Here is a 15,119-nt window from a genome sequence, read left to right on the forward strand (position 1 = left end):
ACTAGATAAAAAATGAAAATTAGACTTTACCTACTATTATTGCTGCTTTCTACGGCTGTTTTTGCACAACAAAAGCAAGTAGTCACAAGTATTGACACGATTAAAAATAAAATTGGCGCGGAATTTAAACTATCCATAAAAACTACTGTTGATACTTCTTCTAAAGTAATTTTCCCGAAATTAAAAAACTTAGGCGCTTTAGAGGTGATTCAGTCATATCCTATTGATACTGTAAAAATGGACGGTCGTTATGAATTAATCAAAAAATACGGTTTAACCCAATTTGATTCTGGTAGATATGTAGTTCCAAGTATCAAGATTTTTATCAACAGCAAACCGTTTATGACGGATTCACTTTTGGTTGAAGTGGCAAATGTTCAGGTAGATACTTTGAAACAAAAAATGTTCGACATTAAAGATATTGCTCCAGCAGATAACCCGATTGGAGACTGGTGGAAATACCTACTGATTGCTGCATTGATTGTGGGTATTGGAGCATTTATTTATTGGTTTATTAAAAAGCGTCAAGAAAAGAAATTACAGGAAGAAATTTTCAAGACGCCAATCGAGAAAGCGACTAGTTTGCTGGATACTTTAGAGAAAAAAGAACTTTGGCAAAAAGGAGAAGTTAAAGCCTACTATAGTGAATTGACGGATATTGCGAGAAATTATATTGAAGAGGCAATAGAAATTCCGGCTATGGAAAGCACAACTTCGGAATTGATTCAGGGACTTAGGGCTGCTTCTGTCAAAAAGAAAATGACGCTTTCTCAGGAAATAATCGAAAATCTGGAGCGTGTTTTAAAACAAGCCGATTTAGTAAAATTCGCCAAATCAAAACCATTGGATTTTGAAATCACAGAAGACCGAAATAAAATTCAAAAAGCAATTCTGACATTAGACAATTCGATTCCTGTGGAAGTACCAGTTGAGGAAGATATGCTGTTGAATGAAGCGCAAAGACAAAAACAAATCCAAATTCAATTGCGCAAACAAAAGAACAAACGCATCGTGACTGCGGTGGCTTCGGTTGTTTTTTTGTTGGCAGCGACCACTACTTTTTTCATCGTTACCAAAGGGTTTGACTATGTAAAAGACAACATTATTGGTCATCCTACCAAAGAATTATTGGAAGGCGAATGGGTAAAAAGCGAATACGGAAATCCGGGAATTATCATAGAAACACCAAAAGTGCTCAAGAGAGTGGATTTGACTAAAACACTTCCTAAAAACGGAATGGCTTTGATTAAAGAAATGCAATCCTTTGCGTATGGAAGTGTTTTGGACCGTTTTTATGTGATGGTTTCTACGTTGAAATTTAAACAGGAGACGCAAATCGATTTGGCTAAATCTATGGATGGAGCTTTGCAATCACTCGAAGCGCAAGGTGCTCAAAACATGATTGTAAAACAGGAAGATTTTGAAACTAAAGAGGGAATCAAAGGATTAAAAGCGTACGGAACCTTCTCACAAGTTGATAGCGACAGTAAGACCACTGCGAAAATGTATTATGAAGCAATATTGTTCAGTCAAGAAGGCGGATTGCAACAGATTTTACTTTTTCATGAAGAGGGGGACAAGTATGGCAGTGCAATATCAGAACGCGTTTTGAATGCTGTCGAATTAAAACAAGCGAGTAAATAATGGAGAAAATAACTTTTTTAAACCAGGAATTTTTTTGGTTGTTTTTGCTGATTCCAGTTGTAATTGTCTGGTTTATGCGAAAAAAGAACCATCAATCCGCCACATTAAAAATAAGTTCGTTAGAAGGATTTAAAGACAATAAATCGTATTTGACAAAGTTAAAACCGATGTTAAATGTGCTTCGGGTGTTGGCTTTATGTTCTTTGATTGTAGCCATGGCACGTCCAAGAACGGTCGATGTAAGTAATAAAACTAAAACGACGAAAGGAATTGATATCGTAATGGCAATAGACGTTTCCGGAAGTATGCTTGCCAAAGATTTAAAACCAGACCGAATGCAAGCACTGAAAAGAATAGCTGCAGATTTTGTTGAAGAACGACCAAATGACAGGATTGGATTAGTGGTATATGCCTCTGAAGCGTATACAAAAGCGCCGGTAACCAGTGATAAAGCAGTTATATTTGATGCGATCAGAAGTATAAAATACGATAATGTTTTAGTAGACGGAACTGGAATAGGAATGGGATTGGCAACCGCTGTCAACAGATTGAAAGACAGTCAGGCAAAGAGCAAAGTGGTTATCCTGATGACTGACGGGGTGAATAATGCAGGGTTTATTGAACCAGATACTGCTTCGGATATTGCAAAAGAATACGGAATAAAAGTATATACAATAGGAATAGGAACAAACGGAATGGCCATGTTTCCGTATGCTATTGCACCAAACGGAAAATTTCTTTTCCAAATGATGAAAGTGGAGATTGATGAGCAAATGATGAAAAAAATTGCTAATCATACTGGTGGAAAATATTTTAGAGCAACGAGCAATAGTAAATTAGCCGAAATTTATGCAACAATAAATAAGCTGGAAACTACTGAAATCGAAGAATTAAAATTCTATGATTATGATGAAAAATTCAGACCTTTTATTTGGTTTGCCGGTTTTTTATTATTGCTGGAAGTAGGGTTAAGGAATACTGTTTTTAGAAGCTTTATATAAAATCCCCACTCCAGCGCTCCCGAAGGAAAGGGAGTAAGAACTGGAATATTGGAACTGGAATGACCAAGTTTAGAATTTTGATTTAGAGTAAAAATCTAAGATCGAAATTCATAAATCTAAAATTAAAAATGGAATTAGACGAAAAAAAATATTTATATCTCCTCTTAATACTGCCTTTAGTGGTGTTGATTTTTCTGTTCAATTTATATTGGAAAAGAAAAAAACAACGCGAGTTTGGAGATTTAGAAATGGTAAAAAAGCTGAGTCCTGAAAGTTCAGTTTTTAAACCCGTTTTGAAAGTGTCAGTACTGATTTTAGCATTGCTGGGTTTAATTCTCGGTTTGGTAAATCCAAAAATTGGTACCAAAATGGAAACCGTTAAGAGAGAAGGAATCGACATTGTTTTTGCAGTGGATGTCTCCAAAAGTATGCTAGCTGAAGACATAGCCCCAAACCGATTGGACAAAAGCAAGCAGATTGTTTCGCAAATCATCAACCAGTTAGGAAGCGACAGAATAGGAATTGTGGCGTACGCTGGAAGCGCTTTCCCGGTATTACCCATCACTACTGATTACAGCGTTGCAAAAATGTTTTTGCAAAGCATGAATACTGATATGGTTTCCTCCGTAGGAACATCGTTCAACGAAGCAATCAAATTATCGTCAACCTATTTTGACGATAAAAAAACGAGTAAGCTATTGATCATGATTTCGGATGGTGAAGACCATAATGAAGGTGCAGAGGAAGCCGCCGAAGAAGCCAATAAGTTAGGAATTAAAATTATTACAATTGGTGTTGGAACTGAAAAAGGAGGTACAATTCCATTGAAAAGAAATGGAATTATCGAAGGTTTTAAGAAAGACAATAACAATGAAGTGGTTATAACGAAATTGGTTCCAGAAAGTTTGACAGCCATTGCTAAAGCCACAAAAGGAGGTTATGTAAATGGCAATAATACTAAAGAAGTGCTTGAATATGTAAAGAATGCATTAGATAATATTCAAAAAACCGAATTTGAAGCGACCGAAATGGCGGATTTTCAATCACAATTTCAATGGTTCTTAGGTTTTGCTTTTTTGCTGTTATTTGTGGACGTTTTCCTGTTGGAAAGAAAAACAAGTTGGGTTAAAAAATTGAATTTATTTAACGAGAATAAATAATTATTTCTAAAAGGTTTCAAAGCCTTCTGGACATATAGATACAATAAATGAAAAGATTTAAAATTATCATAATTGCCTTTTTAATCGTTGCTTTTTCGGGTACAGCCGGATTGCATGCGCAACAAAAAGATCGAATTTTGCCCAAAGCAAACCAAGATTATGCGGATAATAAATTCGTGGAAGCTGAAGCCAATTACCGAATTTCAGATTCAAAATTTCCTAACAAAGCCGCTGCGCCTTTTAATCTTGGAAACAGTATTTACAAGCAAAAACAATCCTCCGAAGCCAAGTTTGCGTATTCTAAAGCGTTAAAAAATTCAAAAACAAGACCTCAGAAACACCGTGCTTTTCATAATCTTGGAAATGTGTTCATGATTGAAAAAGATTATACACAAGCGGTAGAAGCGTATAAAAACGCATTGCGTAATGATCCAACTGATGAGGAAACCCGTTATAATTATGCTTTGGCAAAAAAAATGCTGAAAGACAATCCACCAAAAGACGATAAGAAAAAAGACGAGAAAAAAGATCAGGATAAGAAAGAAGATAAAAAGGACGAAAAGAAAGACGGCGAAAAAGATAAAAAAGACGACAAAGACAAAGATAAAAAAGACGAAAAAGGCGATCAGGACAAACAAAATAAAGATCCGAAACCCAACGACAAAGGAGAACCAAAACCTGCGCCAGGAGGAATCTCAAAGGAACGGCTGGAAAATCTATTGGACGCCGTAAACAAAGAGGAAAAGAAAGTTCAGGACAAAGTGAATGCCCAAAAAGTAAAAGGAAAACCAGTTAAAACGGAAAAGGATTGGTAATTCAATTAGAGAGTTTGAAAATGAAAAAATACTTAGCAGCGATTGTTTTATTGGTGTGCACCACACTTAGCGCTCAGGTCCAGTTTGAGGCCAGAGTAAGCAAAACTACGCTGGGCTTGAATGAAAGACTGCGTATTGATTTTATGATGAATGTAGATGGCGATAATTTTGTGCAGCCGTCTTTTGATGGTTTTCAAATTATAGCCGGACCCAGTCAGCAGGTGAGTCAGTCATGGGTAAACGGGAGAAGCTCTTTTGAAAAAGCGTACTCTTATTTTTTGGTACCCAATCAAAAAGGAACATTCATAATTAAGCCGGCGGCTATCGAGTACAACGGTCAAATCTATAAAACGGCACCTGTAAAAGTCATTGTGACCACTGCCACGGAACAGCCTAGAGACCCAAACGATACTCAAATGTCTGGGGATGAAAGCCTGTATCTGGTTGCTGATGTTTCTAAAACAAATCCATACATAAACGAACCCATTACGGTTGTTTACAAGTTGTATTTCGCTAACATTGGAATTTCAAATCTAGGGGAATCAAGTAAACCTAAATACAATGATTTTTGGAGTCAAAATATTGAAATCAAACAACTTGCTGCCGAAGAAGGAATTTTCAAAGGCCAGAATTTCAGGTTTATAGTGCTGAAAAAAGTAGTGTTGTATCCGCAAAAATCGGGCAGACTTAAAATTGAGCCGTTGTCATTATCGGTAGATGTGGAATTACCAACAAACCGTAGGGATATGTTTGGTCGCATGATGCTTTCGCAAACCACTAAGCGAGTTTCGGCTGGAGCCAAAATCATCAACGTTAAGCCATTACCCGAGTCAGGAAAACCAGATGATTTTAGCGGTGCGGTTGGAGATTTTGATTTTAAAGTTACACCATCAAAGACTAATTTGAAACATGGAGAAAGCTTGGATTTGGTTGTAAGTGTAACCGGAAAAGGAAATTTAAAACTATTCAGTTTGCCAAAACCCGTAGTGCCTAATGCACTGGAAATGTACGATGCCGTTCACAGCGAAGACATCAGCACGCCACTTTCTGGAATGGCTGGAAAATCGTCAGACAGTTATGCAATAATTCCACAATACAGGGGGAATTATCCGGTCAAACCAATGCAGTTTTCTTATTTTGATTTGAGCTCCGGAAGCTATAAAACGTTGCGTTCTCCGCAGATTATGATTAATGTTTTGGATGGTCCTACACCGGCTGATTCTACTGCAACAGGTGGTAATAAGAATAAAATTGCAGCTGTAGAGGAATTTAAAACGATCAAGTCAAAAACCAATCTTGTTACCATTGACAAAGAGGATTTCTTTGGATCGAATTTGTTTATTGGATTGTTATTGCTTCCTTTTTTACTGGTACCAATAATTGTGTTATTCAAAAAGAAGAAAGAAGCCATGGATGGTGATATTTCCGGAAACAGAATCCGAATGAATAACAAATTGGCCAAGAAATATTTATCAGAAGCGAAGAAACAAATTAACAACAAAGAACTGTTTTACATTGCGCTGGAAAAAGCGATGCATAATTTCCTAAAAGCGAAATTACACATTGAAACTTCAGAAATGAGCAAGGATAATATTCAGGAATTATTGTTATCCCGAAATGCAAAACCAGAAGCGGTAAATGATTTTCTTGCGCTTACTGAAAATTGTGAAGTGGCTCGTTATGCACCTTCGTCAAGTGTTACAATACAACAGGATTTTGATAAAGCGGTATTTATAATATCTGAATTAGAAAAACAGATTGCTTAAGAATTTGTTTAACCACAAAGTGCACAAAGAAGGCACAGAGCACGCTAATTTTTTAAAATAAATGACTGAAAACGAAATATCAAAAATTGTATTCGAAAGTGCTTTGAAAGTACACAAGGTTTTAGGTCCTGGATTTTTGGAGAGCGCTTACGAAGAATGCTTATTTTATGAACTTAAAAAAAGTAATTTAAAAGTAGAAAAGCAGAAAGCGCTTCCTTTGATTTATGAAGAAGTAAAACTAGATGTGGGTTACAGAATTGATATGATTATTGAAAATAAGTTTATTGTTGAGGTAAAATCTGTTGAAGCTTTGACAGATGTTCATTTGGCTCAATTACTTACGTATTTGAGATTGTCGGATTGCAGATTAGGATTGCTAATTAATTTTAATGTAAAATTGCTAAAAGAAGGAGTAAGACGAGTTATAAATGGAGCACTTTAAATAGTGGTCTTTGCGACTTCCTTGTGACCTTCGTGTTTAAATTTTTATGAAAAACATATTATACATACTCTTACTTTCAACTCAGGTTTTCTTTGCCCAAAACGGCTTTGAAAAAGGGAATACGTACTATGCAAAAGGAAAGTACACTGAAGCTGTGGCGTCCTATGAAAGTATTTTAAAAGACAATAAGCAATCCTCAGAATTGTATTTTAATTTAGGAAATGCGTATTATAAATTGAATCAAATAGCGCCTTCAATTTACAATTATGAAAAAGCATTAGTACTAAATCCAAATGATAAGGAAAGTGTAAACAACTTGAAATTCGCTCAAAAAAGAACCATTGATGAGATTAAAGTAATTCCAAAAGTAGGTTTTGGAAAATTACTTCGCGATTTCACGGGAATTTACCACTATAACACTTGGGGATGGGTTTCTGTCGGACTGGCGACATTTTTTTTATTGTTATTTCTGGGATATTATTTTTCACAAAAAACGCTTTCTAAACGGATTTTTTTCTTTGGAATGTTTGTGGTAATTTTTATGATGCTTATCACGTTATCCGCTGCAATTATGGAGAAAAGTCATTTTGACACTGAAAAACCAGCCATAGTTTTTGCTGAAAAGACTAATGTAAAACCAGAACCCAGAGATGGCGGAAAACCGTTATTTGCGCTTCACGAAGGAACCAAAGTCTATGTGTTTGAAACTATTGGAAAATGGAAAAAAATACAACTGACGGATGGAACCACAGGCTGGATAGAAAGTAGTGCGATAAAGGAAGTGAAATAATAGTGTTCAATGGTTAGTTTCTGCTATTCAGTATTACTATTTAGTTTGAAAGCTGCTTACTTTTTCTTCAAACTACTATACCATTCCTTTAGTGAAGGATACATGTAACCCGCTATTTTTTGGATTGGATTGTAAAAAAGAGAATTGTCCAAAGTTTCTTTTTTGGCTAAAATATGATTGTAATTTATTTTTTCGAAAACTGCAAAGACGATACTAATAATCAAAATTGTTTTCAGCACTCTAAAAAAACCACCGCCCAATTTATTCAACCAACCTAAAAAAGCAAAATCTGCTATTCCAGTCAGGAACTTTCCTATTATAGACACAACAACAACCACAATCATAAAAGTAAGGACAAAAGCCACTATTTGGATTGTATTGGGATTCCATTTGACAAAGCCCACTAAAATATCCCTCATGTAGGAGGAAAATTTGACAGCAATATAAATTCCCGCCAAAAGCGAAACTAAGGAGGATAGTTCAACAAAAAGTCCGTTTTGTAGTCCTTTATAAAAAGCAAAAGCAAGCAGTACACCCAAAATGATATCCAAAAATCCCATAATAATTCATTGGTAAATAGAAAGGCAAATATAAAAGAATTGTTCTTTACCATTGCCAATTTTCAAGTTCTTATCTTTGCCAAAATAATTTTAGGAGCTATAATTTCATAACTCATAATTCATAATTCAAAAAAATGGCAAGAGACACACAACTTAAAGAACGCTGGGAACAGCTAGTTAATATACTTTCCAATCAATTTTCTCAAGGAGAGGACTTGGATTTAGACGCCATTATTTATCTAATTGGGGTGCAGGAACTTGGTAAAGTCCATAAAGAATTTAAAAAAGACGAGAAATTAAACCTGATGCACATTGCGATTTGCCGTTTATTAGAGCCGTATGGTTTTTATGAATTCGAATTTTTTGATGAAGAAGGATGGCCTCATTACAAAGTAAAAGAGGAATTGCCACCACTTAAAGCAGGAGAACAATCGGTTTTGATGAAAGAAGCCATTGTGAATTATTTCCTGGAACGGGAAGTAATTTCGTAGTTTACAGTCTCAGTCTCCCTTTTCAGAACGAATCTAATGAAAACGGAGACTGAAAACTAAAAACTTTTTCTTAAATTTGCACTCTCAATTACGGAAGGAAAATGATAGATAAGATAAAAGAATATATTGGCGAAGCACAAGCCTTTTCAACGCAAAACACAGCAGAATTAGAAACGTTCCGCATCAAATTTTTAGGAAGTAAAGGACTTTTGAAAGCGCTTTTTGCCGAATTCAAAAATGTTCCAAACGATCAAAAAAAGGAATTCGGACAAGTAATTAACCTGCTTAAAACTTCTGCTGAAGAAAAAGTAAAATCAATACAAGAAGCTTTGGAAAGCAAAGAGGAAAGTAAAGGTTTTTACGGGGATTTGACCCGCTCAGCTGAACCAGTTAATATTGGCTCTCGTCACCCTATTTCATTGGTAAAAAACCAAATTATCGACATTTTTTCTACCATAGGTTTCAATGTTTCCGAAGGTCCGGAAATTGAGGACGATTGGCATAATTTCACCGCGTTAAACCTTCCGGAATACCATCCGGCACGTGACATGCAAGACACGTTTTTCATACAAACGAATCCTGATATTTTGCTACGTACGCACACTTCATCCGTGCAAGTGCGTTATATGGAAAATAACAAACCGCCGATTCGTACCATTTCTCCGGGAAGGGTTTTTCGTAATGAAGCTGTTTCGTCGCGTTCGCACTGTATTTTTCACCAAGTGGAAGGACTGTACATTGACGAGGATGTTTCTTTTGCCGACTTAAAACAAACGCTTTTGTATTTTACCAAAGAGATGTTTGGAAAATCAAAAATCCGTTTGCGTCCTTCTTATTTTCCGTTTACCGAACCAAGTGCTGAAATCGATATTTATTGGGGTTTAAAAACTGAAACCGACTATAGAATAACCAAAGGAACCGGCTGGTTAGAAATTGGTGGTTGTGGAATGGTAGATCCTAACGTATTGAAAAACTGCAACATTAATCCCGAGGAATTTACTGGTTTTGCCTTTGGAATGGGAATCGAAAGAATCGCCATGTTGTTGTATCAAATTGGTGATATTCGAATGTTTTACGAAAATGACATTCGATTCTTAGAGCAATTCAAAGCAAGTATTTAGGCATTGTTAGATACAAAACAAGCTCATAGCAATTTTTGACTTTTGCGTTTTTAGGAGCTATTTCCAGCTATTCGTTACAATCTTTTTTGAGGTAAAAAGCCTCAAAAAAGGATTTCCACTGCTATCTGGGCTAGAGCTTTTAGGTTCACAGTACATTTAGATTAAATACGAAACAATAATTAATAATGAATGAAGAGTTGCTTCGTTCTGCCAAATGACATGAAAAAAGACATCATCATCCCCGAAGTAGAGAACGTATTTTTTGCGGCAGTCCAAGAATGGAGTGACGATTTTATGGAAAAAGTATGGTACGCTTATTTAGTCAATGACAGCGATTTCTTAATTGAAAGTGTCATGGTAGTTTCGAAAGCTTTTGGTACCATTGACGGTGAAATGAAAAAAACATCGCTTTTGCGTCACGCTTTTGCTGAAATTCCCGAGGTTTCTGTTGTGAAAGTTGAAATGATTGAAAAAAGTGTTTTGGCATTAAACAACGAATTTATGCTTACGTTTTTCATGGACGGAAAATTATACGATAAAAAGTTTGTTTTCACAGCAAATTCCATCAACGAAACCGGAGTCGAAGAAGTGCCTATTTTATTTGTTGACGGAGTTATCGTGAGATAGATCAGTAGTATTTTCTATTTTTATTTTCTTCTTCCAACGAAAATAACTGACCACAAATATCCCGGTTAAAACAAAATAAAGTGTTCGAAGTAGATTTTTTTTGGACAAAAAGGCATCTTCAAAAGACATACCGAATACGTCAAAAACGGATAGGCATAAGGAAAGAACAATTCCCCAAATCAATCCGGTTTTAATTTGAAATTTCCATCTTTCGCTCATAAAAATGAATTAGCGGTTTTGTTGTTTAACTTTGGATTTCCAGGTAAAATATCCTAGCACAAATATTCCTACAAGGACATAAGCAACCGCGCGAATATAAAAATTAGCGGTAGCAGCCTGTTCCGAAAAAGGAATTTCTTTGATGTCGAACAAAACATTAAAAACCGTCATAAATACACCCCAAATCCCGCCAGTTTTAATCTGATATTTCCATCTTTCGCTCATAAAGTGATTCTATTTTGATAGTTAATCGGTAGATGAATTAATCCAGTTTATCTGTTAATTTTTTGAACACGGTTTTAGCATCCTGACCTTCGTATAAAATACTGTAAACAGCATCTATAATTGGTGTTTTGGCACCATACGCCTGATTGAGTTTATACGCACTTTTTGCGGCGTAATATCCTTCGGCAACCATACTCATTTCCATCATTGCTGATTTGACGGTGTAGCCTTTACCAATCATATTCCCAAACATTCTGTTTCTGGAGAATACAGAATAACCGGTCACTAATAAATCGCCTAAATAAGCTGAATCATTGATGTTACGTTTCATTTTGTGGACTTTCTTGATGAATTTTTTCATCTCGCGAATGCCATTACTCATCAAAACCGACTGGAAATTATCGCCATAACCTAAACCATGGGCCATTCCTGCTGCAATGGCGTAAATGTTCTTTAGCATCGCTGCGTATTCCGTGCCTATAATATCGTCTGTAATTTTAGTTTTGATGTAATTTCCAGATAAATTTTTAGCTACGACTTTAGCTTTTATAGGATCGCCACACGCGATCGTAAGATAGGAAAGACGCTCCATGGCAACTTCTTCAGCGTGACAAGGACCGGTAATTACACCGATATTGTAATATGGAATGTCGTATTTGACATGGAAATGTTCGCCTACAATCAGGCTTGTTTCGGGAACAATTCCTTTAATCGCGGAGAAAATAATTTTATCTTTTAGAGAAACGGTTAGTTTTGCTAACTCACCATCTAAAAAAGCGGATGGAATGGCAAAAATAATGTAATCCGCGTATGCTACAGCTTCGTTTATATCGCTGGTTAGTTTCAGTTTTTTGATGTCAAATTCAACCGAACTTAAATAATTTGGATTGTGCTTGTAGGTTTTAATGTGCTCTATAGCAGCTTCATTACGCATGTACCATGAAATTTCGGTAAGATTTACACATAACATTTTTGCTATCGCTGTCGCCCAACTTCCACCGCCTATTACTGCGAATTTTATATTTTCAGCCATTTTTTTATTGAATTTAATCAAAAGTACTTAAAAAACCATTAATTAAGCAAATTAAATTATTCCAAGAAACACACTGTTTGTCGGGTATTATGATGTAATTGTCTTAATTTTTTAAATTTAAAATAATTATTTTTGATTTTGCAAACAATATAAATGCTGCTGTTTCGTTGTAAATATGTATTGTTTAAAAAATTAACAAAAAATACGGATTGAATTAGTTAGTTATATTTTAGAATTTTAAAAGGCGTCCCTATAAATGGAACGCCTTTTTTTAAACAACGATAATCGGTATTTAGTTATTTGAATTAATAACTCTTTTCAACAATAGATTTTACTTTTTCTAAAGTGATGTTTTGTTTTTCACCCAGTCCTAACCAGCCTCTTTCTTTAAAACGATCCACAATAAAATCTGCCGTTTTATTAAAGTCTTTGGTGTAATCTGATAATTTAGTTTCCATTCCCATAGTGTGGAAAAATTCAACTGTTTTGTTGATGGCTTCGTTTGCGATTTCATCCTCTGTTCCAGTCAAATTGAAAATACGTTTTCCATATTGTGCCAATTTTCCTTTTTTAGTTTCAAACATCACTCGGTATAAATTTGGACCCACAACCGCCAATGTTCTTGCGTGATCGATTCCGTACAAAGCTGTTAATTCATGTCCAATCATGTGTGTCGCCCAATCTGAAGGAACTCCTTTTTGGATTAATCCATTTAACGCCATCGTGCAACTCCACATAAAGTTAGAAGCTAAAGCGTAATCTTTAGGATTCTCAACTACTTCTGGACCAACTTGGATTAAGGTTTGCAAAATACTTTCGGCGATTCTATCCTGAAGATAACCTTCATGCGGATAGGTTAAATATTGTTCCAAAACATGAGTGTACGCATCAACAACTCCGTTTTCCAATTGTCTTTTTGGCAAAGATTCAATTACGGTTGGGTCACAGATAGAGAATTTTGGAAACAAGGCACTACCGCCAAAAGATAATTTTTCTTGTGTAGATTCAATAGTTATTACTCCGCCGGAATTCATTTCGCTTCCTGTAGCGGGTAAAGTTAGAATGGTTCCAAAAGGGACAATTGTAGTCAAATCAGTAGTCATTATTCTTTTTTGAAGAATATCTATTGGATTTCCATTAAAGTGAGCCGCAGCCGAAATAAACTTCACTCCGTCAATTACAGATCCTCCTCCAACAGCAAGAATAAAATCGATGTTTTGTTCTTTGATAATGGCAACTGCTTTCATCAAAGTTTCAAAATGCGGATTTGCTTCTATTCCGGCAAATTCCACAATATCAAAACCTTTTAGGTTCTCGATTACTTGATCATAAATTCCATTTTTGAAAATACTTCCACCACCATACGCGAGAAGGATTTTTGCTCCTTCTGGCACTAATGCGGAAAGTTTTTCAATTTGTCCTTTCCCAAAAATTAAATTGGTAGGATTGTATAATTCGAAATTTAACATACTTTTATTTTTTAATATTCAATTGATTTAATAATTTTTCAGCTACTAATTTAGACGAAGCTGGGTTCTGACCTGTAATCAATAAACCATCTTCTACGGCATAAGGTTGCCAGTCGCCGGATTTTGAATAAGTTGCTCCATTTGTTTGTAATACGTCTTCCAATAAAAACGGAACTACATTTGTCAATCCAACCGCTTCCTCCTCTGTATTTGAAAATCCTGTTACTTTTTTGCCTTTTACTAAATATTCGCCATTTACTTTTACGTTTTTTAACGCTCCTGGTGAATGGCATACAAAAGCTACCGGTTTTTTATTGCTGTAAAAAGATTCAATCAAAGCAATTGAATTTTTGTCTTCGGCTAAATCCCATAACGGACCATGACCTCCAGGATAGAAAACCGCATCATAATCAGATTCTTTAACATCGGCTAATTTGTGCGTGTTTTTCAGTTTTGCCAATAATTCAGTATCAGCATCAAATCTTTTAGTAGCTTCAGTTGCAGCTGATGGATCTTCACTTTTTGGATCAATTGGTGGTTGCCCTCCTAACGGTGTAGCAATATCAATTTGGACACCATTATCTAATAATTCATAATAAGGTGCAGCAAATTCTTCTGTCCAAAATCCTGTTTTTTCTCCCGTGTTACCCAATTTATCGTGACTGGTAACAACAAATAATACTTTTTTCATACCTTTTTTATTTTGTGCAGTTGCTGAAATACAACTAACGGTTAATACTAAAATGGCAAATAATGCAATCTTTTTCATTTCGGATTTCCTTTATGCAAATTTAAGGCGAATATGTTATTAGTAAAAATAATTTAAATTATGTTTGTGATAAATATATTTATATCATGGTTAATCTAGAATGGTACCGAACGTTTAAATCCGTGTATAAAAATGCAAATTTTTCTTTGGCTGCCAAAGAACTATTTATTAGTCAACCGGCTGTAAGTCAGCAAATATCAATGTTGGAGGCACATGTAGGTTATAAACTTTTTAATCGGAAGTCTAAAGGCGTGGAACCAACGGAATACGCTAAGTTACTCAATAATTTAATAATTGAAGCACTGGACCGACTGGAAAATGTCGAGAATGGTTTTCGTGCCAAAGCAATAAATGCCAATCGGTTAATTTCAATTGGAATCTCAAAGCATCTAATGAGTAGTTTGGGAAGTGCCTTGGTTTCAAGATTTGATTTTATTGATTTCAGCTTTCATGAAGACGATACGCTTTTTGAATTGGTCGATTCTAAAAAACTAGATTTTGCAATTGTAACCAAGCAATATGACACGTTTGACACAATTCAGAAAAAGGTTGGCGAAATCAAACAAGTGATTGTTGGTTCCAATAACATTGATGCTTCCGAATTAAAATCCAACATCAAAATAAAGGATTTCGCGGCCACTGAATATTGGTTGAACGACCAAAAATGGTTCAGTCACAATGCACAGATTCCGCATATCAAGTTGTTCTGGTTGCATGTTTTCAACAAAAAAAGACCTTCGATGATTCCCAATTATATCATTCCGTCCGAATATGAAATGCTGGAAATCATTTCGAAAAATACTGGAATAGGAGTAGTTTGGGATTTAAACGCGAAAAGATTGTTAGCAGAAAATAAAATCCAACTGTTATGGAACAGCAAGCAAATGCCAAGTACGGAAGTATTTGTATTATCCGGTAAAAATGAAAATTTGAGTACTATTTTTCGAAATATTCAACACGAATTAAAAAGGGTTTTGGGGTAATAAT

General features: G+C 35.4%; 16 protein-coding genes. 11 read left to right on the forward strand and 5 right to left on the reverse strand.

Translation table 11 applies throughout. The features are described from left to right. Positions 1 to 12 precede the first annotated feature (12 nt). The 7 genes from ACP7AV_RS02675 (at position 13) to ACP7AV_RS02705 (ending at position 7,618) form a co-directional block, all read left to right on the forward strand. Positions 13 to 1,644: a hypothetical protein gene (locus ACP7AV_RS02675; protein ID WP_426090653.1), complete on the forward strand. Its 1,632-nt coding sequence runs from the start codon at positions 13 to 15 to the stop codon at positions 1,642 to 1,644. Beyond that, the gene (locus tag ACP7AV_RS02680; protein ID WP_426090654.1) at positions 1,644 to 2,645 is read left to right on the forward strand and encodes a vWA domain-containing protein; all 1,002 of its coding nucleotides are present in this window, start codon (positions 1,644 to 1,646) and stop codon (positions 2,643 to 2,645) included. Before ACP7AV_RS02675 ends, ACP7AV_RS02680 begins: the two co-directional genes overlap by 1 nt. A gap of 128 nt (positions 2,646 to 2,773) precedes the next feature. Next, on the forward strand, positions 2,774 to 3,805 hold the full coding sequence (locus ACP7AV_RS02685; RefSeq protein ID WP_091203443.1) for a VWA domain-containing protein: 1,032 nt from the start codon (positions 2,774 to 2,776) through the stop codon (positions 3,803 to 3,805). Between the two features lie 47 nt (positions 3,806 to 3,852). Continuing rightward, on the forward strand, positions 3,853 to 4,620 hold the full coding sequence (locus ACP7AV_RS02690) for a tetratricopeptide repeat protein (protein ID WP_426090655.1): 768 nt from the start codon (positions 3,853 to 3,855) through the stop codon (positions 4,618 to 4,620). Positions 4,621 to 4,640: 20 nt separating this feature from the next. Further along, complete coding sequence (locus ACP7AV_RS02695; protein ID WP_426090656.1) at positions 4,641 to 6,386, forward strand: BatD family protein; 1,746 nt, start codon at positions 4,641 to 4,643, stop codon at positions 6,384 to 6,386. Between the two features lie 61 nt (positions 6,387 to 6,447). Beyond that, on the forward strand, positions 6,448 to 6,828 hold the full coding sequence (locus ACP7AV_RS02700) for a GxxExxY protein (protein WP_426090657.1): 381 nt from the start codon (positions 6,448 to 6,450) through the stop codon (positions 6,826 to 6,828). A 46-nt stretch (positions 6,829 to 6,874) separates the two neighbouring features. Then, positions 6,875 to 7,618, forward strand: a complete 744-nt coding sequence (locus tag ACP7AV_RS02705) for a tetratricopeptide repeat protein (protein WP_426090658.1) — start codon at positions 6,875 to 6,877, stop codon at positions 7,616 to 7,618. 56 nt (positions 7,619 to 7,674) lie between these two features. Here ACP7AV_RS02705 and ACP7AV_RS02710 read toward each other — a convergent pair whose 3' ends face one another. Next, positions 7,675 to 8,178, reverse strand: coding sequence for a CvpA family protein (locus tag ACP7AV_RS02710; protein ID WP_426090659.1), 504 nt, complete (start codon positions 8,176 to 8,178; stop codon positions 7,675 to 7,677). A gap of 134 nt (positions 8,179 to 8,312) precedes the next feature. On the opposite strand from ACP7AV_RS02710, the gene ACP7AV_RS02715 reads away from it, so the two are divergent. From ACP7AV_RS02715 to ACP7AV_RS02725, 3 genes are all read left to right on the forward strand, one after another. Continuing rightward, complete coding sequence (locus tag ACP7AV_RS02715; protein ID WP_426062360.1) at positions 8,313 to 8,669, forward strand: hypothetical protein; 357 nt, start codon at positions 8,313 to 8,315, stop codon at positions 8,667 to 8,669. 101 nt (positions 8,670 to 8,770) lie between these two features. Beyond that, complete coding sequence (pheS, locus tag ACP7AV_RS02720) at positions 8,771 to 9,790, forward strand: phenylalanine--tRNA ligase subunit alpha (protein ID WP_426090660.1); 1,020 nt, start codon at positions 8,771 to 8,773, stop codon at positions 9,788 to 9,790. 219 nt (positions 9,791 to 10,009) lie between these two features. Continuing rightward, complete coding sequence (locus ACP7AV_RS02725; protein ID WP_426090661.1) at positions 10,010 to 10,417, forward strand: hypothetical protein; 408 nt, start codon at positions 10,010 to 10,012, stop codon at positions 10,415 to 10,417. Between the two features lie 228 nt (positions 10,418 to 10,645). On the opposite strand, the gene ACP7AV_RS02730 is transcribed toward ACP7AV_RS02725, so the two are convergent. The 4 genes from ACP7AV_RS02730 to ACP7AV_RS02745 all read right to left on the reverse strand — a co-directional run bounded on the left by ACP7AV_RS02730 (position 10,646) and on the right by ACP7AV_RS02745 (position 14,132). Next, a complete protein-coding gene (locus tag ACP7AV_RS02730) occupies positions 10,646 to 10,861 on the reverse strand; it encodes a hypothetical protein (protein ID WP_426090662.1) in 216 nt (71 codons plus the stop codon). 37 nt (positions 10,862 to 10,898) lie between these two features. After that, positions 10,899 to 11,894: an NAD(P)H-dependent glycerol-3-phosphate dehydrogenase gene (locus ACP7AV_RS02735; RefSeq protein ID WP_426090663.1), complete on the reverse strand. Its 996-nt coding sequence runs from the start codon at positions 11,892 to 11,894 to the stop codon at positions 10,899 to 10,901. Positions 11,895 to 12,199: 305 nt separating this feature from the next. Continuing rightward, positions 12,200 to 13,363 (reverse strand): iron-containing alcohol dehydrogenase, encoded by a 1,164-nt coding sequence (locus tag ACP7AV_RS02740; RefSeq protein WP_426090664.1) that lies wholly within the window; start codon positions 13,361 to 13,363, stop codon positions 12,200 to 12,202. A 4-nt stretch (positions 13,364 to 13,367) separates the two neighbouring features. Beyond that, the gene (locus tag ACP7AV_RS02745) at positions 13,368 to 14,132 is read right to left on the reverse strand and encodes a type 1 glutamine amidotransferase domain-containing protein (RefSeq protein ID WP_426090665.1); all 765 of its coding nucleotides are present in this window, start codon (positions 14,130 to 14,132) and stop codon (positions 13,368 to 13,370) included. Between the two features lie 86 nt (positions 14,133 to 14,218). Here ACP7AV_RS02745 and ACP7AV_RS02750 point away from each other — a divergent pair, with 86 nt between their 5' ends. Continuing rightward, on the forward strand, positions 14,219 to 15,115 hold the full coding sequence (locus ACP7AV_RS02750) for a LysR family transcriptional regulator (RefSeq protein WP_426090666.1): 897 nt from the start codon (positions 14,219 to 14,221) through the stop codon (positions 15,113 to 15,115). Positions 15,116 to 15,119 lie beyond the last annotated feature (4 nt).

Source organism: Flavobacterium sp. DSR3-2 (genome assembly GCF_049896525.1).
Taxonomy (GTDB): Bacteria; Bacteroidota; Bacteroidia; order Flavobacteriales; family Flavobacteriaceae; genus Flavobacterium.